This window comes from Massilia sp. UYP34 (assembly GCF_056279385.1).
In genome coordinates, this window is record NZ_JBWBRF010000001.1 from 340,637 (window position 1) to 365,221 (window position 24,585).

20 protein-coding genes are annotated in these 24,585 nt (G+C 65.7%); 10 read left to right on the forward strand and 10 right to left on the reverse strand.

Features of this window, described 5'->3' with window-relative positions; all coding sequences use genetic code 11:
- Positions 1-9: 9 nt before the first annotated feature.
- The 4 genes from cpaB to ACZ9AQ_RS01540 all read right to left on the reverse strand — a co-directional run bounded on the left by cpaB (position 10) and on the right by ACZ9AQ_RS01540 (position 3,265).
- Positions 10-858, reverse strand: a complete 849-nt coding sequence (cpaB, locus tag ACZ9AQ_RS01525) for a Flp pilus assembly protein CpaB (protein WP_429201305.1) — start codon at positions 856-858, stop codon at positions 10-12.
- Complete coding sequence (locus ACZ9AQ_RS01530) at positions 858-2,291, reverse strand: ATP-binding protein (RefSeq protein ID WP_429201303.1); 1,434 nt, start codon at positions 2,289-2,291, stop codon at positions 858-860. Before ACZ9AQ_RS01530 ends, cpaB begins: the two co-directional genes overlap by 1 nt.
- Positions 2,292-2,411: 120 nt before the next feature.
- On the reverse strand, positions 2,412-2,960 hold the full coding sequence (locus ACZ9AQ_RS01535) for an A24 family peptidase (RefSeq protein ID WP_429201301.1): 549 nt from the start codon (positions 2,958-2,960) through the stop codon (positions 2,412-2,414).
- Positions 2,961-3,076: 116 nt separating this feature from the next.
- Complete coding sequence (locus tag ACZ9AQ_RS01540; RefSeq protein ID WP_429201299.1) at positions 3,077-3,265, reverse strand: Flp family type IVb pilin; 189 nt, start codon at positions 3,263-3,265, stop codon at positions 3,077-3,079.
- A 389-nt stretch (positions 3,266-3,654) separates the two neighbouring features.
- On the opposite strand from ACZ9AQ_RS01540, the gene ACZ9AQ_RS01545 reads away from it, so the two are divergent.
- On the forward strand, positions 3,655-4,689 hold the full coding sequence (locus ACZ9AQ_RS01545) for a GGDEF domain-containing protein (RefSeq protein WP_429201297.1): 1,035 nt from the start codon (positions 3,655-3,657) through the stop codon (positions 4,687-4,689).
- A 48-nt stretch (positions 4,690-4,737) separates the two neighbouring features.
- On the opposite strand, the gene ACZ9AQ_RS01550 is transcribed toward ACZ9AQ_RS01545, so the two are convergent.
- Positions 4,738-5,967 (reverse strand): HD-GYP domain-containing protein, encoded by a 1,230-nt coding sequence (locus ACZ9AQ_RS01550; protein WP_429201296.1) that lies wholly within the window; start codon positions 5,965-5,967, stop codon positions 4,738-4,740.
- A gap of 219 nt (positions 5,968-6,186) precedes the next feature.
- Here ACZ9AQ_RS01550 and icmF point away from each other — a divergent pair, with 219 nt between their 5' ends.
- The 5 genes from icmF to ACZ9AQ_RS01575 all read left to right on the forward strand — a co-directional run bounded on the left by icmF (position 6,187) and on the right by ACZ9AQ_RS01575 (position 14,572).
- Positions 6,187-9,498, forward strand: coding sequence for a fused isobutyryl-CoA mutase/GTPase IcmF (icmF, locus tag ACZ9AQ_RS01555; RefSeq protein ID WP_429201294.1), 3,312 nt, complete (start codon positions 6,187-6,189; stop codon positions 9,496-9,498).
- Positions 9,499-9,551: 53 nt separating this feature from the next.
- The gene (locus ACZ9AQ_RS01560; RefSeq protein ID WP_429201292.1) at positions 9,552-9,881 is read left to right on the forward strand and encodes a hypothetical protein; all 330 of its coding nucleotides are present in this window, start codon (positions 9,552-9,554) and stop codon (positions 9,879-9,881) included.
- Between the two features lie 170 nt (positions 9,882-10,051).
- Positions 10,052-12,829 (forward strand): XrtA/PEP-CTERM system TPR-repeat protein PrsT, encoded by a 2,778-nt coding sequence (prsT, locus tag ACZ9AQ_RS01565; RefSeq protein ID WP_429201290.1) that lies wholly within the window; start codon positions 10,052-10,054, stop codon positions 12,827-12,829.
- A gap of 213 nt (positions 12,830-13,042) precedes the next feature.
- A complete protein-coding gene (locus ACZ9AQ_RS01570; RefSeq protein ID WP_429201288.1) occupies positions 13,043-13,642 on the forward strand; it encodes a GNAT family N-acetyltransferase in 600 nt (199 codons plus the stop codon).
- Positions 13,643-13,696: 54 nt separating this feature from the next.
- Complete coding sequence (locus tag ACZ9AQ_RS01575) at positions 13,697-14,572, forward strand: ThiF family adenylyltransferase (protein ID WP_429201286.1); 876 nt, start codon at positions 13,697-13,699, stop codon at positions 14,570-14,572.
- A 108-nt stretch (positions 14,573-14,680) separates the two neighbouring features.
- Here ACZ9AQ_RS01575 and pepA read toward each other — a convergent pair whose 3' ends face one another.
- The 5 genes from pepA to ACZ9AQ_RS01600 form a co-directional block, all read right to left on the reverse strand.
- Positions 14,681-15,448, reverse strand: coding sequence for a flocculation-associated PEP-CTERM protein PepA (gene pepA / locus ACZ9AQ_RS01580; RefSeq protein ID WP_429201284.1), 768 nt, complete (start codon positions 15,446-15,448; stop codon positions 14,681-14,683).
- Between the two features lie 181 nt (positions 15,449-15,629).
- Positions 15,630-16,295, reverse strand: a complete 666-nt coding sequence (locus ACZ9AQ_RS01585) for a class I SAM-dependent methyltransferase (protein ID WP_429201282.1) — start codon at positions 16,293-16,295, stop codon at positions 15,630-15,632.
- Between the two features lie 115 nt (positions 16,296-16,410).
- Entirely contained in the window at positions 16,411-17,142 is a 732-nt protein-coding gene (locus ACZ9AQ_RS01590; RefSeq protein ID WP_429201281.1) for a GNAT family N-acetyltransferase, read from the reverse strand.
- A 344-nt stretch (positions 17,143-17,486) separates the two neighbouring features.
- Positions 17,487-18,107 (reverse strand): XrtA/PEP-CTERM system exopolysaccharide export protein, encoded by a 621-nt coding sequence (locus ACZ9AQ_RS01595; RefSeq protein WP_429201279.1) that lies wholly within the window; start codon positions 18,105-18,107, stop codon positions 17,487-17,489.
- Between the two features lie 182 nt (positions 18,108-18,289).
- The gene (locus ACZ9AQ_RS01600; RefSeq protein ID WP_429201277.1) at positions 18,290-19,054 is read right to left on the reverse strand and encodes a S1 family peptidase; all 765 of its coding nucleotides are present in this window, start codon (positions 19,052-19,054) and stop codon (positions 18,290-18,292) included.
- A 414-nt stretch (positions 19,055-19,468) separates the two neighbouring features.
- Here ACZ9AQ_RS01600 and ACZ9AQ_RS01605 point away from each other — a divergent pair, with 414 nt between their 5' ends.
- The 4 genes from ACZ9AQ_RS01605 to ACZ9AQ_RS01620 are packed head-to-tail and all read left to right on the forward strand — an operon-like array spanning position 19,469 to position 24,584.
- A complete protein-coding gene (locus ACZ9AQ_RS01605) occupies positions 19,469-21,001 on the forward strand; it encodes an XrtA system polysaccharide chain length determinant (RefSeq protein ID WP_429201275.1) in 1,533 nt (510 codons plus the stop codon).
- 26 nt (positions 21,002-21,027) lie between these two features.
- The gene (locus ACZ9AQ_RS01610; protein WP_429201274.1) at positions 21,028-21,945 is read left to right on the forward strand and encodes an XrtA-associated tyrosine autokinase; all 918 of its coding nucleotides are present in this window, start codon (positions 21,028-21,030) and stop codon (positions 21,943-21,945) included.
- Positions 21,926-23,518, forward strand: a complete 1,593-nt coding sequence (locus ACZ9AQ_RS01615; RefSeq protein ID WP_429201272.1) for a TIGR03016 family PEP-CTERM system-associated outer membrane protein — start codon at positions 21,926-21,928, stop codon at positions 23,516-23,518. Before ACZ9AQ_RS01610 ends, ACZ9AQ_RS01615 begins: the two co-directional genes overlap by 20 nt.
- A 25-nt stretch (positions 23,519-23,543) precedes the next feature.
- On the forward strand, positions 23,544-24,584 hold the full coding sequence (locus tag ACZ9AQ_RS01620; RefSeq protein WP_429201271.1) for an XrtA/PEP-CTERM system-associated ATPase: 1,041 nt from the start codon (positions 23,544-23,546) through the stop codon (positions 24,582-24,584).
- Position 24,585: the final 1 nt, after the last annotated feature.

Here is a 24,585-nt window from a genome sequence, read left to right on the forward strand (position 1 = left end):
AGTCGGTGGTCAGAAGCATTCCTGCGAGGCGTGCAGGCCATTGATGACGCTGATGCAGTCGCGCTTGGGCGGGGCCGGCGCGCGCACCTGCTGCACGCGCGGCCGCGGCGGGGCCCGCACCACCGGCGGCGGCGCGGCGGCGGCGATCGTGGGCAACAGGTTTTCCTTGGTCGCGCCGAGGGTGGCGGCGGCGGCCGGATCGACCTGGTTGCGCAGCGCCAGCGACAGGGTGCCCACGCTGCGCGCCAGGTCCAGTTTTTCGGCCTCGGCCGGGGTCACCTCGAGCGTGACGGCATTGACCACCCTGGGCTTGGTCTCGTCGCGGCTCACTTCCTGCGCCACCGCCAGCACCAGGATCCGCTCCAGCACGATCTTCGAGATGCTCTGCTCGCGCGCCCGGGCCGCGTTCGGCTCCAGCATGGTTTCGGTACTGACGATGATGTCGACGTAGTTGCCTGGCAGGGTGAAGCCGGCCACCCCGATCACGTCATTGACGCGCACCGTGATCGCGCGCTTGCCCTCGGTGATCAGGGCCGACAGGCCCCCCAGGGTGCCGGCCGGAGCCAGCTTGGCTTCGCTGATCGGTTCGCCCGCGAGCAGGCTGCTGCGCAATACCCGTCCGCCCAGCGGCGCCGGATCGGTAAAGGCGCCCTTCGGCACGCTGTCGGCCGGCCAGTCGGCCAGCTTGAACATCTCGGGTGTCAGGCGTTGCCCGATGTCGACGTCGGCCTTGGCGACGACGATCCGGCCGGCGCTCGCACCCGGGGCATTGAGCAGCCAGCTTGCCGCCAGCGCCACCGCCAGCAGGCCCAGCACCACCGCCAGTGCCATCATGGTCACGGCACGTTTGTTCTTCATCACGCATCCCCTTCCTTGTCTGCTGCATCCGCCGCCGGCGGGTTCGGTGCACAAGGCAGCGCGGGCGGCAGGGCGCTGGCTCCAAACAGACTGCTCCAGGCCTGGACCAGGCCGTCCACGTCGCAGCGCGGCGCGCGGCCGGCGAAGCCGGCAAAGTCGGCGATCCGCCCCAGCAGCTCGTGCGGCCAGGCAGCCAGCAGCGGGCGCCGCGTGCGGCGATGCAGTTCGTCGACAAGAAAGTCGAATGCCGTTTCGTCGAAGTCGATGCGGCGCAACCGCGCCTGGCGCCGCAGCAGCGCGCGGTAATTCGATTCGGACAGCGGCCCGACGGCGATGCGGTAGCCGATGCGGCGCAGGCAGGCGTCGTCCAGCACCGATTCGGGCGCCAGGCTGGTGGCCAGCACCAGGTTGGCGTCGAACGGCAGCGCGTGGCTCGGGCCGTGCGGCACCGTCACGTGGTCCTGGCCGGCCTCGAGCGCGCCCAGCCAGCGGTGCAGCAGCTCGCCGGCCGGCATCCGTTGACGTCCCAGGTCGTCCAGCACCAGCAGTCCATTGTTGGCCAGGATGTGGGGCGGCGCGCGCAGCACGCCGCTGGCGGCGTCCACCCGCAGTTCCAGCATGTCACGCGTAAGCTCGGCGCCGACGTGCACCAGCGGCCGCTGGCTCAGGGCCCAGCGCGCGTCGCAGCTGCGGCGCTCTTCCAGGCCGCGCATCTGCAGCGGCGGCGGATGCAGGGCCGGATCGTGCAGCTGCACGATCTCGTGGTTGACCAGCACCGCGTACGGCACCGCGATCGGATCCCGGCGCAGGCGGGCGAACTTGCGCGCCAGGGTGGTCTTGCCGCTGCCGGACGGGCCGTACAGCAGCAGCGGACGGCCGGAATACAGGGCCGCGCCGATCAGCTCGCGCATCGCCGGTTCCAGGCCGTCGCCGTCGAGCACCGCTTCGAGTTCGGCGCGCGCCACGCGCGGCGCGTCCGGCTGGCGCTGCGACTGCTGCGCCACCGCCGCGCGCCAGGCCGCCAGCGTCACCGGCGCAGGGCCAACATAGCGCGACTCGGCCAGGTGCTCGCCCGCGGCGCGCGCGCCGGCGGCGGTGAGCTGGTAGTGCACGTCGAGATCGGTCTCGCCCGAATAAGCGACTTCAGCCTGCTGGCCGGCGACCAGGCCCTGCAGCACTTCGCGCACCACGCTGACCGACAACCGCAAGCGTCCGGTGAGCCTGGATAGCGGCGTCTTGCCGCCCGCATGCAGGACCTTGAGCACCAGCCCCGTCACCAGGCGCGGATCGAGCCCGGTGTCGCGTACGGTGCGCGGCTGGCGTGGCAGCACGGCGGCTACGTCGCCATCGCTGGACGACGCGCCGGTCCCGGACCCGAACGAGGATGCATCGTGCCCGGCGGTGGCCGTGGTGGCCGACAACATTCCCATCATGAATCCTCCTGCCATGAAAATGTTTCGTAAGACCTTGATTTGATTCTAGCGAGCAGCCCCAGCAGGCACTTGATACCTGACAAAGGGCCAACAAAGGCAGAACAAGGCCGGACGGTGGTATCAAAGAAATGGACGATCGGCATAGCGGCTGACCAGCAAGGCGATGGCGCCGGCGGCGATCGCCACCCCGTAGGGAATCGATCCGGCGCTGGGCGGACCGCCGGCGCTGCCGGGCGTCGGCGCGCGCGGCAGCCGCAACAGCGCGGGCCGCACGATCCCCCACAGGTTCGACAACGCCATGCGCAGGCGGCCCTTGAAGACGAGCACGGCGAGCGCCATCACGCCGCCCGCGCACCAGGCCAGGATGGCGATGCGTAGTGCGTCGCCGGGGCCGGCGAAGGCGCCCACGGCCGCCATCATCTTGACGTCCCCGGCTGCCATGCCGCGGATCAGGTAAAAAGGAAGAAAGACCGCCAGTCCGGTCGCCGCTCCGCCCAGCCAGGCGAGCAGCCCATCCACCGGTTGCGGCGACAGCAAGTGCAAGACCAGGGCGCCGAGCATGCCGGCGGCCAGCAGCCGGTTCGGGATGCGGCGACTTTCCAGGTCCTTGAGCGCCGCCGCGCTGACCAGCAGCAGCAGCAGCGTATCGAGGTAAAGTGCGACAGCCATGATCGGGTTCCTCGAGATTGAAAAAGCCCCGCCTGGGCCAGGTCCGACAACCCGCGCGGGGCCAACCGAAAAAAAAAGCCCCCCAGGGCCGAACCGCGTCCCGGGGGGCAGGCAGATTACGGAGGAGTTGGAGTGTCGAACTGGTCTCGGATGTACTCGAAGGCCAGCTTGATCTCGTCGCCGACTTCGCCGGCGACACCGGCCATCACCACGCCGATGAGGGCGGCGATCAGGCCATACTCGATGGCGGTCACACCGTTTTCGTCAGCGAAAAATGCTTTGATGGCGGAGGTAATCGTGCTCATGACAAACTCCTTATGATGGTTGAGGAAATACTGGCTGCGACTGGGCCCCGTCGCCACTGCTGTGTTGCGTTTGCCAGTGAGTTCACTTTACCGATTAGTGCCCTACGGCAAGTTGACTACCCACAACTTTTCCGTATGGAAATGCGTGCTTCTGATAAGAAACAAGTTCGCCGGGCGACATGGTGGGATTGTGGGAAACGATGGATAAAAATTGTCAAGAATAGTTGCCGTTAATACAAAAAAGTATTATGCTGTTTTGCTCGACCGCTGAAAATGCGGCACCGCTGTTCGTGGCCCAGGACGTCCATTCAGGACGGTCCGCCTGTGCTCCACGCCCTGCGCGGGCAGTCTCTCCCGGTACCCTTATTGTTTGGTCTGATAACGACGACATGGATTCCCTGCTGCGACACATGGTGGACATGACCGGCCACCGCGATCACACCATGCTGGACATTTCCGTGATTTCAGCGGTCCAGGAATTGTCCGGCGCGGCCCGCACCCGGGTGCTCACCATCGCCAGCGTCGGCGGGCAGTACTTCGCGCGTTCGCGCGCCTGCATCCACGCGGGTGGCGTGGCCTGCCTCGAAGAGCCGCAGGACAGCGGTCCCGGCGAACCCATTGCGCTGTATCCCGAACTGGGCGCCTGCCTGCGCCGCCACGAACCGCGCGCCGAAAGCATCGGCGCCGACGGCCTGCGCCGCCTGTGGCTGCCGATCTGGTTTGGCGACAAGCCCGACACCTGCCTCGAGATCGTGCACGTCGAACCGTTCACGCCCGAGGCGCTGTACATGGTCGACGGGATCGTCAGCGTGTACCGCAACTTCCAGAACCTGCTCGACTACAGCGAGCGCGACTCGCTCACGGGCCTGCTCAACCGCAAGACCTTCGACGACCAGCTGGCGCGCATGCTGCACGTCTCCGAGACCGACGCCACGGCCCACGGCCAGGCCGAGCGGCGCCACCCCAAAGGCGAAGAAAAGCAGTGGCTGGCGGTGGTCGACGTCGACCACTTCAAGGGCGTCAACGACCGCTTCGGCCACCTGTACGGCGACGAGGTGCTGATCCTGATCGCCAACCTGCTGCAGTCGTCGTTCCGCGCCCAGGACCGGGTATTCCGCTTCGGCGGCGAGGAATTCGTGGTGCTGCTGCGCTCGACGAACCTGGAGAACGCCCGCCGCATCATCGAGCGCTTCCGCGCCGACGTCGAGCACCACGACTTCCCGCAGGTGGGCAGGGTCACCGTCAGCATCGGCTTTACCAGCGTCAGCGCCGCCGATTCGCCGGTGGTCACGCTCGGCCACGCCGACCAGGCCCTGTACTACGCCAAGGCGCATGGCCGCAACCGCGTATGCCACTACGAAGAGCTGGTCGCCGGCGGCCTGCTGCAGACCGTGGCCGTCAACGACACCGCCGAATTCTTTTGACGATCGTCGTCGGCGCCGCCCTGCGCTGCCGCGGCGGATGGCCGGCGCTCAGGCCTCGGCCAGCTGCATGAAACGCAGCGGCTCGACCTGCCACTTGGCGGCCGACTCATGGCGCACGATGCGGTCGCCGCCGCCGAAGCCCACCGCGCGCGACAGGTCGACCGTCTCGGGGCGGATATAGACCTGCTTCTTCGCATGGAAGAACACGTTCACCTTCGGCGTGAGCAGGCTCGATTCGTGCGGCTCGACAACCACGCCCAGCCGGCCCGACTCCAGCAGCACCAGGGTGCCGACCGGGTAGATGCCGACGCAGCGCATGAATTCCTGGACCAGCACCGGATCGAAGTGGTGCTTGCTCCACTCGTAGATCTTGCGTAGCGCCTCGGCCGCCGGAATGCCCTTGTGGTAGCAGCGGTCGGACGTGATCGCGTCGTACACGTCGACGATGGCCGCCATCTGCGCCAGCTCGCTGATGCCGTCCCCCGCCTGGCGGTCCGGATAGCCGCTGCCGTCGCGCCGCTCATGGTGGTGCAGCGTGATGTCGAGCGGCACCGGGCCGATGCCGGGCGTCTTCACCAGGAGGTCGTGGCCGTCGCGCGGATGGCGCTTGACGATGTCGAATTCGGCGTCGGTCAGGCGGCCCTGCTTGTTGAGGATGGCGTCCGGCACCATGGCCTTGCCGGTGTCGTGCAGCAGGCCGCCCAGGCCGGCCTGGTAGATGGTTTCCTCGTCCATGCCGCGCGAGCGGCAGAAGGCGACCAGCAGCGCGCACACGCTCACCGAATGCAGGAAGGTATAGTCGTCCTTGTTCTTGAGCCGCAGGAGGCTGGGCAAGGCGCCCGAGTTGCGCAGGATCGATTCGGTAACGCTCTGCACCACCGGGCCCACCTGGTCCAGCTCGACGGCCTTGCCCAGGCGCGCATCCCGCATCACGGCGCGCACCAGGTCGCCGGCCTGGCGCCGCACATGGATGGCGCGCTGCAATTCCTCGGCCAGCGGCACCCGCACGCGCGCGAACGCCGTGGCGGTGTGCGCCAGCGCCGTTACCTCGGCTTCGGTGGCGGCCGCGCTGTCGTCGGCGGTCGGCGCGTCGACGTCCAGGCCGCGGCGGCAATCGATCAAGATGCCGCGGATGCGCGCCTCGACGATCTTGCGGATCTCGGCCTCGTTAGTGATCAGGAACTGGTTGCGTACGAACGGATGCTCCATCCAGCCGCAATCCAGGTCGTGGATGAACATGCCCACCCTGAGCTGTGAAGAATCCACTTTTTTCAGCATCTGTCGTGTCTCTTCTTTTGCATGAAATACCGGCGCCACTCGCCTATGCAGCAAGTATAACAAGATGATTGCTAAATTGAACTTAATGTTGCATTAGAGATACGCAATGTGAAATGGATCGAAGGCAGTCGTATTACTTCGCCGCGAGCTTGACGTTAACGTTAACGTCAGATACCGTACCAGCATCGCGTCCTCACCGCTCACAAGGACTTTTCCCTCATGAACGACATCATCACCGCGCCGAAACCCGCAGCGAAGCTCAACCTGCCCGAACAGCCGCGCCTGGCGAACAAGGTCCGTTTCGTCACCGCCGCCTCGCTGTTCGACGGCCACGACGCCTCGATCAACATCATGCGCCGCATCCTGCAGTCGAACGGCGCCGAGGTGATCCACCTCGGCCACAACCGCTCGGTCGACGAGGTGGTCACCGCGGCGCTGGCCGAGGACGTGCAGGGCATCGCCATCTCGAGCTACCAGGGCGGCCACGTCGAATACTTCAAGTACATGATCGACCTGCTGCGCCAGCGCGGGGGCGAGCACATCAAGGTGTTCGGCGGCGGAGGCGGGGTGATCGTCCCGAGCGAGATCGAGGACCTGCACGCGTATGGCGTGACGCGCATCTTCAGCCCGGAAGACGGCCAGCGAATGGGCCTGGTCGGCATGATCCGCTCGATGCTCGAAGCCTGCGACGTCGACCTGTCGCCCTATGCCCCGACCTCGCTCGCGGCGCTGCGCAGCGGCGACATCGCGGCGCGCCACCGCCCGCTGGCCCAGCTGATCACGGCGCTCGAGAACGATCGCGTAGAGCCAGCGCTGCGCAAGGAGATCCTCGACACGGCCGACACGCTGCGCGTGCCGACCCTGGGCATCACCGGGACCGGCGGCGCCGGCAAATCGTCGCTGACCGATGAACTGATCCGCCGCATCCGCCTCGACCAGGGCGACCGCCTGAACATCGCCGTGATCTCGATCGACCCGTCGCGCCGCAAGTCGGGCGGCGCCCTGCTGGGCGACCGCATCCGCATGAATGCGATCAATCCATGGAACGGACGGCAGCGCGTGTTCATGCGCTCGCTGGCCACGCGCGAGGCGGGCTCCGAGATCTCGCAGGCCCTGCCCGACGTGATCGCCGCCTGCAAGGTCGCCGGCTTCGACCTCGTGATCGTCGAGACCTCGGGCATCGGCCAGGGCGACGCCGCCATCGTGCCGCACGTCGACACCGCGATGTACGTGATGACCCCGGAATTCGGCGCCGCCTCGCAGCTCGAAAAGATCGACATGCTCGATTTCGCCGATCTCATCGCGATCAACAAGTTCGACCGCAAGGGCGCGCTCGACGCGCTGCGCGACGTCGCCAAGCAATACCAGCGCAACCGCGAACTGTGGTCGATGAGCCCGGACCAGATGCCGGTCTACGGCACCCAGGCCTCGCGCTTCAACGACGACGGCGTGACTGCCCTGTACCACGGCCTGCTGCCGAAACTGGCCGAGCTGGGCTTGCCGCTCGAGAGCGGCAAGCTGCAGGCGCCGGCGCAGCGCTACTCGAGCGGCAAGAACGTGATCGTGCCGCCCGCGCGCAGCCGCTACCTGGCCGAGATCGCCGACACCGTGCGCGGCTACCACCGCACGGTCGGCAAGCAGGTCCAGCTCGCGCGCGAGCGCCAGCAGTTGCAGGAGGCCAAACGCATGCTCGCTGCCGCCGGCAAGGGCGTTGCTCAGTCAGCCGACCTCGATGACCTGATCGCCGAGCGCGACAACGCCATGGACGGCGAAGCCAGGGCGCTGGTCGCCGCCTGGCCGCAGCTGCAGGCGACCTACGCGGGCGAAGAGCACGTGGTGAAAATCCGCGACAAGGAAATCCGCACGCGCCTGATTTCGACGACCTTGTCCGGCAATCCGGTGCGCAAGGTGGCGCTGCCGCGCTTCGAGGACCATGGCGAAATCCTGCGCTTCCTGATGCTGGAAAACGTGCCAGGTGCGTTTCCGTACACCGCCGGGGTATTCCCCTTCAAGCGCGAGGGCGAGGATCCGACCCGCATGTTCGCCGGCGAGGGCGACGCCTTCCGCACCAACCGCCGTTTCAAGCTCGTTTCGACCGGCATGGACGCCAAGCGCCTGTCGACCGCCTTCGACTCGGTGACCCTGTACGGCGCCGACCCGGCGCTGCGTCCGGACATCTACGGCAAGGTCGGCAACTCGGGCGTGTCGATCGCGACGCTGGACGACATGAAGGTGCTGTACGACGGCTTCGACCTGTGCAGCCCATCGACCTCGGTCTCGATGACCATCAACGGCCCGGCCCCGACCATCCTGGCGATGTTCATGAATACCGCCATCGACCAGCAGATGGACAAGTTCGTGGAAAACAACGGGCGCCAGCCGAGCGCCGAAGAAGCGGAGCACATCCGCGCCTGGGTGCTCACCGCCGTGCGCGGCACCGTGCAGGCCGACATCCTGAAGGAAGACCAGGGCCAGAACACCTGCATCTTCTCGACCGAGTTCTCGCTGAAGGTGATGGGAGACATCCAGGAATATTTCGTGACGCACGGCGTGCGCAATTTTTACTCGGTGTCGATCTCGGGCTACCACATCGCCGAAGCCGGCGCAAATCCGATCTCGCAGCTGGCGTTCACCCTGTCGAACGGCTTCACTTTCGTGGAAGCCTACCTGGCGCGCGGCATGCACATCGACGACTTCGCGCCGAACCTGTCGTTCTTCTTCTCGAACGGCATGGACCCGGAATACACGGTGCTGGGCCGCGTGGCGCGCCGCATCTGGGCGGTGGCCATGCGCGACAAGTACGGCGCCAACGAGCGCAGCCAGAAGCTCAAGTACCATATCCAGACCTCGGGCCGCTCGCTGCACGCGCAGGAGATCGACTTCAACGACATCCGCACCACCCTGCAGGCGCTGATCGCGATCTACGACAACTGCAATTCGCTGCACACCAATGCCTATGACGAGGCGATCACCACGCCGACCGACGAATCGGTGCGCCGGGCCCTGGCGATCCAGCTGATCATCAACCGGGAATGGGGCCTGGCCAAGAACGAGAACCCGAACCAGGGCGCCTTCATCATGGACGAGCTGACCGACCTGGTCGAAGAGCAGGTGCTGCAGGAGTTCGAGCGCATCGCCGAGCGCGGCGGGGTACTGGGCGCGATGGAGACCGGCTACCAGCGCGGCAAGATCCAGGAAGAGTCGATGCTGTACGAGCACCGCAAGCACGACGGCAGCCTGCCGATCATCGGCGTCAATACCTTCCGCAACCCGAAGGGCGCCGCGCTGCCGGCCACGATCGAACTGGCCCGCTCGACCGACGAGGAAAAGCAGTCGCCATTGCAGCGCCTGGAAGACTTCCAGCGCCGCAACGCCGATGCGGCGCCCGGCGCGCTGGCCGCCCTGCGCCAGGCCGCGATCGACGACGAGAACGTGTTCGCGCGCCTGATGGACGCGGTGCGCGTATGCTCGCTGGGCCAGATCACGACCGCGCTGTTCGAGGTCGGTGGGCAGTATCGCCGCAATATGTAGTGTGCAGCCACGAGGACGCATAGAATGGTTCCGTCCCCACCACGGAGCCATGCATGACGATCCAGCCCGACCAGCTTGCCGCCCTGATGCGCGAAGTCGAACGGGAAGACCCGATCGATTTCGCCGACCTGCCCTTCCCCGAGGACGAGATGCGCGCCATCGTCGCCAACCACCTGTGCGAGATGGCGGCGGCGATGGAAAGCTTCAGCGAGGAAGACCGTGCGCTGACCCTGCTCGCCGTATCGGCCAAGCTGGTGCTGGAAAACCTGGTGCTGCACGTGCAACTGTTGCGGCGCCATGGCTTGCCGGTGGGCGAGAACGTCGAGGCCCTGCTGGGCCGGCTGCGCCGCGATCCCGGCCCCGAAGGCGGCGGCGAGGGATAATTTTCCCGGCATAGACATTTTCTCAACATCCATGCACGCTGCATCGGATAAGTTTTGCAACAGCCGTGTCCGTTTGTACACTGGGTGCGCGGTTCCTTCAGGTATGATTTGTTGTTGAGAATTTCGCTTACCTGGCGAAACGACCGTCTCCACTGCCTGAGGAATTCCAGATGCCGCGCCACCCCACCAAGCTCAAACTCACCGCCGCTCTCCTGACCGGCGCCCTCCTGACCGTCGGCCTGGCCGGCTGCAACCGGACCCAGTCGACCGAAACCCTGCTGGCCGAGGCCTCCGAATACCAGCAAAAGGGCGACATCAAGGCCGCCCTGATCCAGCTCAAGAATGCCGTGGCGAACAGCCCGGAAGACGGCGAGGCGCGTCTGGCGCTGGGCTCCCTGCAACTCTCCACCGGCGACAACGTCTCGGCCGAAAAGGAACTGGGCCGCGCGCGCGCGCTCGGCATCGCCGACGAGCGGGTGCTGCCGCTGCAGGGCCGGACCCTGATGCAGCAGGGCAAGTTCAAGGAAGTGCTGGAGCTGATCACGCCGGAGAAAGCCGGCAAATCGGCCGCGCTGCTGTCGCTGCGCGGCGACGCCTTGCTGGGCAGCGGCAAGCCCGACGAAGCGAAACAGGCTTATGAGGCGGCGCTGGCCGCGAACGCCAATTCCGGCGACGCCCTGATGGGCCTGGCGCGCCTGTCGGCCGTACGCGGCGAGCGCGATGCCGCCCTGCTCTACGTCGACCAGGCCGTGGCCAAGGATCCGAACAATCCCGAAGTCTTCATGATGCAGGGCGCGATGCTGCGTTCGATGAACAAGCTGGACGAAGCCTTGGGCGCCTTCGACAAGGCGCTGGCGCTCAAGCCGGACCACCGCGGCGCCCACATCGAGAAAGCCTATATCGAAATCGGGCGCGGCAAGTTCGACGCGGCCAAGAAAGAGGTCGAGGCGGCGGAAAAGAATTCGCCGGGCAGCCTGCTGGTGGTGTACACCCGCGCCCTGTATGAATTCTCGCAAGGCAAGCACTCGGCGGCGCGCGATGCGCTGGCGAAGATCCTCAAGGTCGCCCCCAACCATTATCCGAGCATCCTGCTGGCCGGCGCCTCCGAGCTGCAGCTGGGCGGCACTCAGCAGGCCGAGCAGCATCTGCGCAAATACCTGGAAGCCAATCCGAACAACGTCTATGCGCGCAAGCTGCTGGCCCAGGTCCAGCTCAGGAATTCCCAGCCGGCCGACGCCGCCGCCACCCTGGCGCCGGCCCTGAAGGATGCGCCGCAGGATGCCCAGCTGCTGGCCCTGGCCGGCGAATCGTATATGCAGGTGCGCGACTTCGACAAGGCCGCCAACTACCTGCAGCAGGCCGCCACCCTGGCGCCGCAGGCAGCCGCCGTGCGCACCTCGCTGGGCCTGTCGCGCCTGGCCCAGGGCGACCAGGCACGCGCGCTGAGCGACCTCGAACTGGCCGCCACGCTCGATCCGACGTCGCTGCAGGCCACCATGGCCCTGGTCCAGACCGAGATCAACATGAAGCGCTACGACAAGGCGCTGGCCGCCGTCGCTGCGCTCGAGAAGCAGCAGCCGGACAACGCGCAGGTGCAGCAGCTCAAGGGCGCGGTGTATATGGTCCAGAACAAGAACGCGGAAGCGCGCGCCGCCTTCGAGAAGGCGCTGTCGCTGCAGCCGAGCTTCCTGCCGGCGGTGACCAACCTGGCGCGCCTGGACGTGCAGGAAAACAAGCCGGACGCCGCCAAGGCCCGTTTCACCGCCTTCCTGGACCAGAACAAGGACAACGCCGACGCCATGACGGCGCTGGGCGACCTGGCCATGCTGCAAAAGAACCAGGCCGAGGCCACGAGCTGGTTCGAGAAGGCCAGCAGCGCCAATCCGAACGCCACAGCCCCGGCCCTCAAGCTCGGCGCGCACTACCTGGCTACCCAGCAGGCGCCCAAGGCGCTGGCGCTGGCGCGCAAGCTCCAGACCGGGCATCCGGGCGATGCCGGCGTGCTCGAACTGCTCGGCCAGTCGCAGGCCGCCACCAAGGACCTGAACGGCGCGCTCGACACCTACAGCAAGCTGGTCAACGTGCTGCCGAAGGCGCCCGGCGCCCAGCTGCGCCTGGCCCAGGTGCAATTGGCGCTGAAGAATGAATCCGCGGCCGCCACCCACCTCAAGCGCGCGGTCGACCTCCAGCCCGACTTCGTGCCGGCGCGCCTGATGCAGGTTGACCTGGCGCTGCGCGGCAAGCGGCCGGACGACGCGCTGGCGGCGGCGCGCGCGCTGCAGACGGCGGCGCCCAAGGCGCCGGTCGGCCACGTGCTCGAAGGCGACGTGTTGATGTCGCAGCAAAAATTCGCCCAGGCCCAGCAATCGTATGAAAAAGGCCTGGCCCTGGCGCGCTCGTCGGAACTGACGGTCAAGGTGATGCAAGCCATGCAGGCCGGCGGCAAGAGCAAGGAAGCCCTGGCGCGCGGCCAGGCCTGGCTCGCCGCCCAGCCGGACGACGTGCGGGTCTCGCTGCTGGTGGCCGAGCTCAACCTGGCGTCCAGGGACTACAAGGGCGCCATCGCCAGGCTCGAGAACGCGCAGAAGCGCGCCCCCGAGCATCCGCTGGTGCTGAACAACCTGGCCTGGGCCTACCAGCAGGTGAAGGACCCGCGCGCGCTGGCGACCGCCGAAAAGGCGTACAAGCTGGCCAGCGACAGCCCGGGCGTGATGGACACCCTGGGTTGGGTGCTGGTGGAGCAGGGCGACACCGCGCGCGGCCTGCCCCTGCTGCAGAAGGCCAGCAGCCAGGCGCCGAACTCGACGGAGATCCGCTACCACCTGGCGCAAGCCCTGCACAAGAGCGGCGACAAGGCCGGCGCGCGCCGAGAACTCGACAAGCTGCTGGGGTCGAACGCGCCGTTCGCCCACGCCGACGAGGCGCGCGCGCTGCTCAAGTCGCTGTAACCGGAGGGTCCGCCGCGGGGCCAGACCGGCCCGCGGCGCACCGTGCGCACATGCGCTGCGCATGGAAGAAGTAGGCTGCCTCATCCTATCGAACGCTGGATTTATTAATGTCGGGATAAGATGACGTTCTCCTAATTGAGGATGTTTATCGTGGACGACGATTCGTACGGAATCCGGCTTACCGATACTTCGGATGGTCGTAACACGGCCAGTATGCTGATCAGCAGGATGTATGCCTGGCGCGGCTACACCGGAAATCACCAGCCCGGCAGCGACCCTAACCGCATCACCCTGACCGCCACCGACAAGGGCGACGTGGTCGGCACGCTCAGCATCGGCATCGATTCCGAGGTCGGCCTGATGGCCGACGAAATCTTCCGGGACGAGCTCGACGCCCACCGCCGCCGCGGCGCCAGGCTGTGCGAATTCACCAAGTTCGCCTTCGACCCCTCGGTGCGCTCCAAGACGGCGCTGGCCAATGTGTTCCACCTGGCCGTGATCTATGCGCGCGACATGCATGGCTGCACCGACATCGTGATCGAGGTCAATCCGCGCCATCGGCGCTTCTACGAGCGCATGCTGGGCTTTCGCAAGGAAGGCGAGCTCAAGACCAACCCGCGGGTCGATGCGCCGGCCTACCTGTTGCGCGTGAACCTGCAATACGTCACCGAGCAGATCGCGCGCTTCGGCGGCACCTATGCCGCCGATGGCGAAACCGAAGAACGTTCTTTCTATCCATATTTCTTTTCTCCACGCGAAGAGCGTGGCATTATCAATCGCCTGCTGCGCATGGATGAATCGCATCCGGCATGACGGCCGCGCTCCAGCGCTGGCCGGCGTCGTTTCCACTGCTATCCCGAACCGTCAATGAGTAAACCGTTCAACTACGAACAGGCATTTTCACGCAATATCGGCTGGGTCACCGCGGCCGAGCAACAGCAACTGCGCGGCAAGCGCGTGGCCATCGCCGGCGGCGGCGGCGTCGGCGGCGTACACCTGCTGACCCTCGTCCGGCTCGGCGTGGGCAGTTTCCGCATCGCCGACTTCGACACCTTCGATGTCGCGAACTTCAATCGCCAGGTCGGCGCCATGATGTCGACGCTCGGCCAGTCCAAGACCGAGGTGCTGGCGCGCATGGCGCGCGACATCAATCCCGACGTCAAGATCGAGATCTTCCCGGACGGTGTCCACCAGGACAATCTCGACGCCTTCCTGGCCGGGGTCGACCTGTACGTCGACGCGCTCGATTTCTTTGCCTTCGACGCGCGCCAGCAGACCTTCGCCGCCTGCGCCCGGCTCGGCATCCCGGCCACCACCGGGGCGCCGCTGGGCATGGGTGCGGCCCTGCTCAACTTCATGCCGGGCAAGATGACCTTCGAAGACTATTTCGGCTGGGGCGACCTGCCGGACCAGGAAAAGGCGATCCGCTTCGTGGTCGGCCTGGCGCCCGCCGGCCTGCACCGGCCCTATCTGGTGGTGCCGGAAGCGGTCAACCTGGCCGAGCAGCGCGGCCCGTCGACCTTCATGGCCTGCCAGCTGTGCGCCGGCATCTGCGCCACCGAGGCGCTCAAGATCCTGCTGAACCGCGGCGAGGTGCTGGCGGCGCCCTGGGGCATGCAGTTCGACGCCTATCGCAACAAGCTCAAGCGCACCTGGCGGCCCGGCGGCAACCGCCATCCGATCCAGCAGCTGATGCTGGCGATCGGGCGGCGCCAGTTCGCGCGCATGGCGGCTGGACGCTGAACGCCAGCCGCCGGCTTCCCGGACGTCAAAAAGCCACTGCCGGATCGCTCCGGCAGTGGCTTTTTTCCAGCTGCTGACGTAAGGCCTGCCAGGGCAGGCCCGTCGTTATCAGGCAGCTTTCTTGTTGCGGCGGCGGGCTGCGTACAGGCCCAGCATGCCCAGGCCCAGCAGGCCAACCGATGCTGGCTCAGGCACTTCGGCCTCTGGCAGGGTCGAGAACACCACGTCCAGCGAACCGTTGATGGTCGTGGTACCGCTCGGGGTGAAGTTGTTCAGCTGGCCCGACTGGAAGCTCATCATGTAGAACGGGTTCGGCGCGACGAAGAAGCTGCTGCCGGCGCCGGTCAGGGTGAAGGTGCTCGACGCACCGAAGCTGCCGCAGTTGATGCCATCATCGCCGCAAGTCGGCAGGTTCGGATCCAGTTGGCCATAGCCCGACACCGGGTTGCCGGTAGCCAGCAGGGTGCTGGTCTCGGTGGAGTAATCTTCCAGGAACAGGTTCAGGTTGCCCGAACCGGCGCTGAAGTTGAAGTTGGTCACGCCGTCCGTCATCGAGTAATTGCCGCTCGCGGTGTAGGTCGCATACAGACCATAGGCAGCGCCCAGGCCGGTGCGACGAGCCTCATAAGCCGTGTTGCCGCCGTTGCCGACGAACTGGCCTGCAGTCCAGAGCAGCGACACATTGAAGGTGCCGTCCGGGTTGAAGGTTGCCTGCTCGGTATAGTTGCCGGTGATTTTGTCAGCGACAAAGTTCGCGTAGTTGCCATTGATCGGATCAACGGTGAACTCGTTGAACGGTGCGGCGATGGCTGCGGTGCTGAACATCGAGGCTGCGGCGAGGGAAGCTGCGATCATGGTCTTCGAAACTGCGTTCATCTTGATTCTCCTGGGTTGTGGGTTCGTACTAACACCCTCTATGTAAGCAACCATCGTGCCAGCTATCGCAATCCCTTTTAAATCAAATACTTAACACACAGATTCGTAATGGAAATTATAACACTGTAAAAAATCCCGACAGCCACCTTTATAAAATTCTCACGCCGCTGTCGGCCTCGTCCTACAGGGGTTTCCGCAACACCACATTCCAGGTATTCCCGGACGTGAATTCGCTGGCGACTTCGTAGCCGGCGGCCAGCACCTTGGCGCGCAGCTCTTCGATGTGGAACGGGCTGTACAGGATGCCCTTGCGGATGCCCCAGTCGTTGATCTTTTGCGCCGCCCAGCGCAGCGGCGCGGCGCCGGACGGATACAGCAGCACGTTGGCGGCCAGCGTTCCACCCGGCTTGAGCACGCGCAGGATGTCGCGCAGGGCGCCGTCGACCGTCGGGAAGCAGTGGATCGAGTTGGCGATGTTGGCGGTGTCGAACCGGTTGTCGGCGAATGGCAGCTGGGCCGCGTCGGCATGCTGCACCTCCACCTGCGGGTTGCCGGCGAAGCGGCGCTTGGCGCCGGCCAGCATCGACGGTGCGTAATCGATACCGGTCACCTTGACCGCAGGCAGCTTGCGCCGGCGGCGCCAGTTCAGCACCATCTCGAGCAGGGTGCCGGTGCCGCAGGCCACCTCGAGGTGGTCCGGTCCGAAGTTCGGCCCGAAGAAGCGCATCTGGGTGCCGATGGTGCTGTTGTAGGCGAAGGTGAGAATGAAAAAGCCGCGCAGGTCGTACCACCATGGTTCGGATGAATAGGCCTCGGCGATTTCATCCCTTGTCTTACCGGTCGTCATGGAGCTTCCCTCTTGGTCAAATACGGTGGAGCGGAGAATATAGGTGGTTATCGGTGGACGGGCAAGAAAAAGCGGGCACGGGCGACGCATCGCCCGTGCCCGCCCGTCGCGTCGATCAGCCCAGCTGGCGCAGGCGGTTGACGATGCCGGCCTCTTCGCGCGGCGAGAAGAACCAGGGGAACAGCGAGCGCTCGCCCACTGCTTTCTCTTGCATGCCGCCCCATTTCGCAACCAGTCCGGTGCCCAGGGCGGTATCGGCGCGCAGCAGGACGGCGGGCGCCTGCACCCGCGGATTGTCGCGCGCCTCGCATACGGTCTGGAAGCCGAGCATGGCTTCATAGAAGCGGCGGTGGCGCGGGTTGACTTCGATGAAGATGTCGCTGCAGTCGTTCAGGTCGCGCGCATAGATCAGGGCCACGTGAAACAGCGAGGCCAGCACCGCCTTCGACTTGACCGCCGGGTCGACCGCCAGCTTGGTGATCTCGCACACCCGCCCACTGCCGCGGCGCGCATCGATGCAGTCCTTGAACACCTGGTCGGCCAGCAGGCCGATCTCGGAGTCCAGGCCCAGGCTCAGGGTGCCGAACACCTGGCCGCGGTCGGACGCGGTCAGGGTAATGCGGTTCGGATCGCTGTTGACCTGGTGATTGCCGCTGTAGCCGCGCCAGGAATACATCTTACTGATAAGCATGCTCGCGGAATTGCGCTGCGAATCGATGTCGGCCGCGCGAATGCCGAACACGCGCTCATTGATGGTGACGTCGATGATGCTCGGCGTGCTCGGGGCGGACGCATCGTCGCCGCTCGGACCGGCGCAGAAGGCGGCCGGTGCTAATGTGTCGATCATGGTCATTCTCCAGGCAGGACCGGCGCGTCGTGCAGCGGCGGCAATCCTGATCATCATAGCATCGAAAATTACAATTTATCAATTGTATTAACGAAAAGCATTTATCTTTTTGACATTCGGCATGCGAGAATGCTCCCCTGCGACGATAGCAGCTTCAGCGCAACCTGCGGTGTGTGGGAACAAGAAAATCTCGCTCGCAGGCAAGTTATGCCTGGAGGCGGTCAGGACAGTGCAGGACAGGAACAGGACGCTGAGCGCATTTGCTCGCGTCCTCAATGCAGGAACAGCAGTGGCGCGCCGCGGTGGCGGGCGCCGGGGGACCGGCCGCGCGGCCGGTCATGCGATCAGAAGAAGCTTTCTGGAATCACCAGGATGTCGCCAGGACGCATCATGACGTTGGCCGAGATGTCGCCATCCTTGATCAGGTCGTCGAGGCGCACATTGATCTTTTCCTGCTTGCCGTCAACGTTGCGCACGATGCTGGCCTTGTTGCCGGATGCGAACTCCGTGACGCCGCCGACCGCGATCAGCACGTCCATCAGCGACATCTCGCGGCGATACGGCAAGGCCTGCGGACGGGCAGCCTGGCCGATCACGCGGATCTGTTCGTTGAAGTTGCCGATGAAGGTGGTGACGACCACGGTCACCACCGGCTGCTGGATGAACTGGGCCAGGGCCTGTTCGATATCGCGCGCCAATTGGGTCGAGGTCTTGCCGGCAGCCGGCAGGTCCTCCACCAGCGGGGTCGTGATCTTGCCGTCCGGACGCACCGGCACCGACATCGACACTTCCGGATTGCGCCAGACGATGACGTTGACGCTGTCACCCGGCCCGATCAGGTAATCGGGATTCACCGGCGCCAGCGCGGCGCTGCTCGGCGGTACGGGAGTGGAACAGCCGCCCAGCAGCAGCATGCAAGCGGCGGCGCCGGCTGCCAACAGATTCTTCGTGGTCTTCGTCATCATCGCGTTTCATCCCCTTCGCGCCTTCCGGCCATCCCCGATGGGATAGTGTTCAGCGTGAATCAAAAATTGTTATTTCGCCATCACGGCCCGCGCTATTGTAGCGCAGACCGGCGCGACGGCAAGCCGTGCACAATTGAAATCTTTTGCAACGGCGTCGCGTCGCCACGGGATGGCTAGCTTCCCTATCGCTGCAGCAGTTCCCGCACATGGCGCACGGGAATCGCGTACGTGATGCCGCTCGGCGCCGAGATCGCCGATTCCTTCAGCCCCTTGACGAATACCATATTGATTACGCCCAGCACTTCCCCGGTCGCGGGATCGTACAGCGGCGAGCCGCTGTTGCCCGGATAGGCGGTGCCGTCGAGCTGGTAGATGCTGAACGGCGTGCGCTGCAACCGGGCCACGGCGCGCGCATCGAGACGGCGCGCGCTGAGCGAGGGCTGCATCACCGGCGTGATCGCGGCCAGCAGCGCGCGGTGGGTGGCCGGGTGCAGGCCCAGCACCATGCCGAGCGGGAAGCCGGTGAAGGCCAGGTCCTGGCCCTCGGCCGCCGCCGTGTCGCCCAGGCGCAGGGCCGGCAGCGGCGCGCCTTCCAGGCGCAAGTGGGCCAGGTCGTGTTCGCGATCCAGGGCCACCAGCTGGGCCGGGCGGAAGCGTACCCCGGCGCCGTCCGGCAGCACCACGCCCAGCTGCTCCATGCGGGCGGCATCGAGCTTGTCCGGCACCACGTGGGCATTGGTGATCACGCTCAGCCCGTCGCCGACCACGAAGCCGGTGCCGCTGAACACGACCGCCGGGCTGCGCGTCTGCAACTGGGTGCCGATGCCGACGATCGACGGCTTCACCGCCGCCACCGTCCGCGGCAAGCTCGCCGCCTGTGCCAGGCCGGAGCCCGCCCACAGCAGCGCGCCGGCCGCCACCCATTTTCCGAACCAGCGTCGCGTCATCGCGTTTTCACCATCTTTTCACCATCCCGAGGTCGTTGTCACAGGACTGAGGCAATCGTACGGCCCCTTTCCAATATTAAACATTACAATAAGGTTCTTTGAATTTCAGCAACTATTTAAAGAACCACGCAGCATGGACGCCGCGAGCCGAACCCTACCAGATACCCGGAGTCGTTTTGCGAAATACAACATGCGAATTCTTCAGATGTTTGCGATAATGCAACACCCGACATGATGCAATTTGTTTAACATAATTGTTGCATTCCGGAACATGTGTTGTAACCGATGGCATCGGTGACCAGGAATCGCAGTATCCCTTAACCCTTAATTGCAATTGATTAGGGTACAAGCGATCATGCACATTGTTTATTTGTTGAGCCTGCAGCCCAGGCTCTGACCGACGAGATCGACACGATGGCTGAAATCACAACCCAGATTCTTCACCTCCTCAAAGCCATCGGCAAGTACCGCTGGCATGCAGTCGTCATCACCTGGGTGGTGGCGCTGACCGGCTGGGGGGTGGTGTATTCGCTTCCCAACCAGTACGAGTCGTCGGCGCGCGTTTACGTCGACACCCAGACCATTCTCAAGCCGCTGCTGTCGGGCATGACCACCCTGCCGAACCTGGACCAGCAGGTGCAGTTCATGCGCCGCACGCTGCTCAGCCGTCCCAACGTGGAACGGGTGGTACGCGACCTCGACCTGGATGTCAGTGCCCGCAACGGCAAGGAGTTCGACAAGGTGGTCGACGACCTGATCTCGAAGATCAGGATGGTCGGTACCGGCCGCGACGACATCTATACCATCAGCTACACCGGCACCAGCGCGCAACAGGCCAAGGACGTGGTGCAGGCCTTCCTGACCATCTTTGTCGAAGGTAGCTTCGCCGGCAAGAAACAGGACTCGGATAAGGCGGTTCAGTTTATCGACGACCAGATCCGCAGCTATGAAGAGCGCCTGGCTGCCGCCGAGAATTCGCTCAAGGAATTCAAGATCAAGAATATCGGCATGCTGCCGCGCGAAGGCGCCGACTACGGCGCACGCATGATAGCGGCCAGCGAAGCCCTGAACCAGGCGCAGCTCGACCTGGCCGAGGCCGAGCAGGCGCGCAATGCGATTCGCCGCAAGATTTCGGGCGATAACAGCGGCGCTGGCGGCCGCAGCGCCCCGGTGCTGCAGGACCCGGCACTGGACGAGCGCATCGCCACCGTCAACAAGACGCTGGACGCGTTGCGCACCCAGTACACGGAGCAGCATCCCGACATCGTCGCCAACCGCCGCCTGCTCGATCAGTTGATGGAGCGCCGCGCCGACCTGGCCAAGAACCCGACGCGCAGCGCCGATCCGGGCGCCAGCTACAGCCCGATGCTGCAGCAGCTGACCGTGCAACTGTCCGAAGCCGAGGCGCGCGTCGCGTCGCTGCAGGCGCGCGTGGCCGAATTCAGCACTCGCGTGGCCCGCCTGCGCGGCCAGAGCGAGCTGGTGCCGGAAGTCGAAGCCCAGCTGGCCCAACTGAACCGCGACTATGAGGTCAATCGCGCGAATTACCAGCGTCTGGTGGAGCGCCGCGAGTCGGCCAAGCTGTCGGGCGAAGTGTCATCGGTGACCGACATGCTGACATTCCGCGTGATCGACCCGCCGACCGCGCCCGCCGTCCCTACCGGTCCCAACCGCCTGCAGCTGTTCTCGCTGGTGTTCGTCGGCGCCCTCGCCGCCGGCCTGGCCAGCGCCCTGCTGCTGAGCCAACTGCGCCCGACCTTCCTGAGCCCGGCTGCGCTGCGCGAAGCCACCAGTATGCCGATCCTCGGTTCGGTGAGCATGAACTGGACGGCCGAACAGACCGTGTTGCGCAAGCGCCGCCTGGTCATGCTTGCCGCCTCGGTGCTGGTGCTGTTCGGCGCCTATGCCGCCGGTGTCGCCGCCATCCTTATCCGCCCTACGATGTAAGGCCGGCTGGCCTACAAGGAGTGAATGTGAGCATTATCGAAAAAGCGGCCAGCCGCATCGACAAGCAGCGCCAGAACGGCGCGCCTGCCAACCCGTTCGTACCGGCCGTACCGCCGCTGGTCGACGCACCGGCCGCCGTGCTGGTCGACGTGCCGGTCGCGCCGGCCCCGACGCCGGACCTGGCCGCCAGCGCCGCCGCTGCGGCGGGCACGGCGCGCACCCGCCGCGTCGAGCTCGACCTGGGCCGCATGCGCGAGCTGGGCATGGTCACCGCTGCCGGCGGCCGCACCAATCTGCTGGAAGAATTCCGCATCATCAAGCGCCCGCTGCTCAAGCGCGCCTTCGCCGAGCGCGGTCCGAAGGACAATCCGGCCAACCTGATCATGATCACGAGCTCGCTGCCCGGCGAAGGCAAGACTTATTGCGCCATCAACCTGGCGATGAGCATCGCCATGGAGCTCGACCACACGGTGTTGCTCGTCGACGCCGACGTGGCGCGCCCGTCGGTGCTGCGCACGCTCGGCCTGCCGACCCAGCGCGGCCTGATGGACATCCTGGTGGACAAGAGTCTCGACCTGTCGGACGTCATGTTGCGCACCAACGTCGACACCCTGGCGATCCTGCCGGCCGGCACCGCCACGCCGCGCGCCACGGAGCTGCTGGCCAGTTCGACGATGACCGCCATGCTGCAGGAGCTGGCCAGCCGCTATCCCGACCGCATCATCATCTTCGATTCGCCGCCGCTGATGCTGACCAGCGAAGCGCGCGTGCTGGCCAGCCACATGGGCCAGATCGTGGTGGTGGTGGAAGCCCAGACCACGACCCAGCACGCGGTCAAGGAATCGCTGCAGCAGCTGGAAGGCATGAGTAACGTCAACCTCATCTATAACAAGACCAGGGATATCCCCGGCATCGAAGAAACATATGACTACCACTACGGCTAAGCTGCCGTTCTCCCGCGCGCCATTGGCGGCGGCTGCGCTGCTCCTGCTGGCCGCAAGCCCGGCCCAGGCGGACTGGCGGGTGACGCCGACGCTGACGCTGAGCGAGATCTGGACGGACAATGTCAATCTGACCGAGGACGCGCTCGCGCACAGCGACCTGATCACCCAGGTATCGCCCGGGCTTCGCGTCAGCAACCGGACCCGGCGCCTGACGGTCGACGCCTCGGCCCAGCTGCACACGTTCGCCTACCTGCACGACAGCGACAAGCGCGGCCGCAATGGCGAACCGGGCGCCGACAATCCCGGCGTGAACAGCGTCCAGCGCAGCTACCGCGGCAATCTGCGCGGCGAGCTGGCGCAGGACCTGTTCTTCATCGACGCCACCGCCGCGCGCGGACAGCAGAACATCTCGGCCTTCGGTCCGCGCGTGACCAACGACGCCTACTCGCGCAACAACCGCACCGATATCGAAACCTGGAGCATCAGCCCGTTCCTGGTCCACCGCTTCGGCAGCACGGCCTCGGGCCAGCTGCGCTACACGCGCGACTCGGTCGGTGGCGGCGAGCAGGTCGGCTTCCGGCGCACCGGCGGCGACACCATCCAGGCCACGCTGGCCAGCGGCCCGGCCTTCCGCACCATCGGCTGGGGCCTGAACTACACCGACCAGGAACTCAACGGCGGCCGCTACGGCGACTCCTCGAGCCAGAACTTCACGGCAAACCTGAGCTACATGGTCAGCGCTCGCCTGTCGCTGCTGGCCAATGCCGGTTACGACCGCTACGAATACGAAGGCCTGGGCGGCGGCGACCAGGGCGCCAACTGGTCGCTGGGCTTTCGCTGGACCCCGTCGGTCCGCACCACGCTGCAGGCGACCGCCGGCCGCCACTTCTACGGCAATACCGGCAGCCTGCTGGCGGCGCACCGCACGCGCAAGACCAGCTGGAACGTGAACTACAGCGACGTGATCACGACCTCGCGCCAGCAATTCCTGATGCCCGCGACGTTCGACACCGCCGGCCTGCTCGACAGCATGTTCGCTACCGCCTATCCCGATCCGGTCGAACGCGCGCGCGTGATCGAGGCCTATATGGGGCAGAACAATCTGCCGCCGTCGCTGTCGGATAGCGTCAACTACCTGAGCAACCGGTTCATGCGGCAGAAGATGCTGCGCGCCTCGATGGTGTACCGCGCGGGCCGCGGCAGCGCGACGCTGGCGGCCCACGTCAGCGACCGCAACGCGATCTCCGACCAGCAGAGCGACAGTCCGCTGCTGGGCAGTCAGCAGGGCCGCTACAGCGACAACGTGCGCCAGAAGGGCTTCGAAGCGAACTATACTTACCGGCTGAACTCGCGCTCCAACCTGACCGTCGGCTACGACCTGGACGACAGCGAGTCGCGCACCACCGATTACCGCAACTACCAGCGCATCTTCCGCGTCGGCCTGACCCGCAACTTCGGGGATGCGCGCGCTTCGATCGACCTGCGCCGCCGCAGCGGCGACCTGGGCAACACCATCAGCGCCGGCGAGTACACCGAAAACGCCCTTTCGGCCACGCTGTTCATGACGTTTTGACCGCAACGAAATCGACGGAACCACGATGTACGAATCCTACTACGGCCTGTCGGCCAAGCCCTTCCAGCTCCGCCCGGACCCGCATTTCTTCTTCGGTTCGAAAGGCCACAAGCGCGCCATGGCCTACCTCGACTACGGCCTGTCTCAGGGCGAAGGCTTCATCGTCATCACAGGCGAGGTCGGCGCCGGCAAGACCACGCTGGTGCGCAACCTGCTGGGCCGCCTCCCGCTCGACCAGATCGTCGCGGCCCATATCGTCAACACCAGCCTCGATCCGGAAGACACGCTGCGCATGGTGGTCTCCGCCTTCGGCCTGCCGTACGAAGGCGCCAGCAAGGCCGAACTGCTGAATCGCCTGGAACAGTTTTTGCGCGCCGTCGACCGCCAGGGCAAGCGCGCCCTGCTCGTGATCGACGAGGCCCAGAACCTGAACGCGCGCACGGTCGAGGAATTGCGCATGCTGTCCAATTTCCAGACCGACGACCGCTCGCTGCTGCAGACCTTCCTGCTCGGCCAGCCGGAGTTCCGCGCCACCCTGCACAGCCCCACCATGCAGCAGCTGCGCCAGCGCGTGATCGCCAGCTACCACCTGGGGCCGATGGACGCGCAGGAAACCCGCGCCTACGTCGAGCACCGCCTGGCCACGGTCGGCTGGAACGGCGACCCGTCGTTCGATGAGGCCGCCCACGCCGCGGTGTATGCCTACAGCGGCGGCATCCCGCGCAAGACCAACACGCTGATGGACCGCGTGCTGCTGATGGGCTACCTGGAAGAGCTGCACGGCTTTTCCGGCGCCCACATCGAGGAAGTGGTGCGCGACATCTCGGACGAGTTCCAGGCCCCGGATGGCCTGGGCGAGCCGGAGCCGGAGTCCATGCGCGCGACCTCCGGCCAGCACGGGCTGCAGCATGGGGAACGCCGCAGCGCCAGCGTCGAGCAGCTCGACGAACGCATGATGCGCCTCGAAAAATCGATCGTGTCGGTATTGTCGATCTTGAAGAAGATCGCCGCCACCCCATCCGGCAGCGCGCCCGGCGGCGCCCAGCGCCTGGACAACCAAGAATAAC

Excerpts from the sequence above, each read along its gene's own strand:
- ACZ9AQ_RS01540 (WP_429201299.1), bottom strand. The coding sequence starts at position 3,265 with ATGAGCACGATTACCTCCGCCATCAAAGCATTTTTCGCTGACGAAAAC.
- ACZ9AQ_RS01530 (WP_429201303.1), bottom strand. The coding sequence starts at position 2,291 with ATGATGGGAATGTTGTCGGCCACCACGGCCACCGCCGGGCACGATGCA.
- ACZ9AQ_RS01620 (WP_429201271.1), top strand. The coding sequence starts at position 23,544 with ATGTACGAATCCTACTACGGCCTGTCGGCCAAGCCCTTCCAGCTCCGC.
- ACZ9AQ_RS01570 (WP_429201288.1), top strand. The coding sequence starts at position 13,043 with ATGCTGATCAGCAGGATGTATGCCTGGCGCGGCTACACCGGAAATCAC.
- pepA (WP_429201284.1), bottom strand. The coding sequence starts at position 15,448 with ATGAACGCAGTTTCGAAGACCATGATCGCAGCTTCCCTCGCCGCAGCC.
- ACZ9AQ_RS01560 (WP_429201292.1), top strand. The coding sequence starts at position 9,552 with ATGACGATCCAGCCCGACCAGCTTGCCGCCCTGATGCGCGAAGTCGAA.
- ACZ9AQ_RS01600 (WP_429201277.1), bottom strand. The coding sequence starts at position 19,054 with ATGACGCGACGCTGGTTCGGAAAATGGGTGGCGGCCGGCGCGCTGCTG.
- ACZ9AQ_RS01595 (WP_429201279.1), bottom strand. The coding sequence starts at position 18,107 with ATGATGACGAAGACCACGAAGAATCTGTTGGCAGCCGGCGCCGCCGCT.
- ACZ9AQ_RS01585 (WP_429201282.1), bottom strand. The coding sequence starts at position 16,295 with ATGACGACCGGTAAGACAAGGGATGAAATCGCCGAGGCCTATTCATCC.
- ACZ9AQ_RS01590 (WP_429201281.1), bottom strand. The coding sequence starts at position 17,142 with ATGATCGACACATTAGCACCGGCCGCCTTCTGCGCCGGTCCGAGCGGC.
- ACZ9AQ_RS01550 (WP_429201296.1), bottom strand. The coding sequence starts at position 5,967 with ATGCTGAAAAAAGTGGATTCTTCACAGCTCAGGGTGGGCATGTTCATC.
- cpaB (WP_429201305.1), bottom strand. The coding sequence starts at position 858 with ATGAAGAACAAACGTGCCGTGACCATGATGGCACTGGCGGTGGTGCTG.
- ACZ9AQ_RS01535 (WP_429201301.1), bottom strand. The coding sequence starts at position 2,960 with ATGGCTGTCGCACTTTACCTCGATACGCTGCTGCTGCTGCTGGTCAGC.
- ACZ9AQ_RS01615 (WP_429201272.1), top strand. The coding sequence starts at position 21,926 with ATGACTACCACTACGGCTAAGCTGCCGTTCTCCCGCGCGCCATTGGCG.
- ACZ9AQ_RS01545 (WP_429201297.1), top strand. The coding sequence starts at position 3,655 with ATGGATTCCCTGCTGCGACACATGGTGGACATGACCGGCCACCGCGAT.
- prsT (WP_429201290.1), top strand. The coding sequence starts at position 10,052 with ATGCCGCGCCACCCCACCAAGCTCAAACTCACCGCCGCTCTCCTGACC.
- ACZ9AQ_RS01605 (WP_429201275.1), top strand. The coding sequence starts at position 19,469 with ATGGCTGAAATCACAACCCAGATTCTTCACCTCCTCAAAGCCATCGGC.
- icmF (WP_429201294.1), top strand. The coding sequence starts at position 6,187 with ATGAACGACATCATCACCGCGCCGAAACCCGCAGCGAAGCTCAACCTG.
- ACZ9AQ_RS01575 (WP_429201286.1), top strand. The coding sequence starts at position 13,697 with ATGAGTAAACCGTTCAACTACGAACAGGCATTTTCACGCAATATCGGC.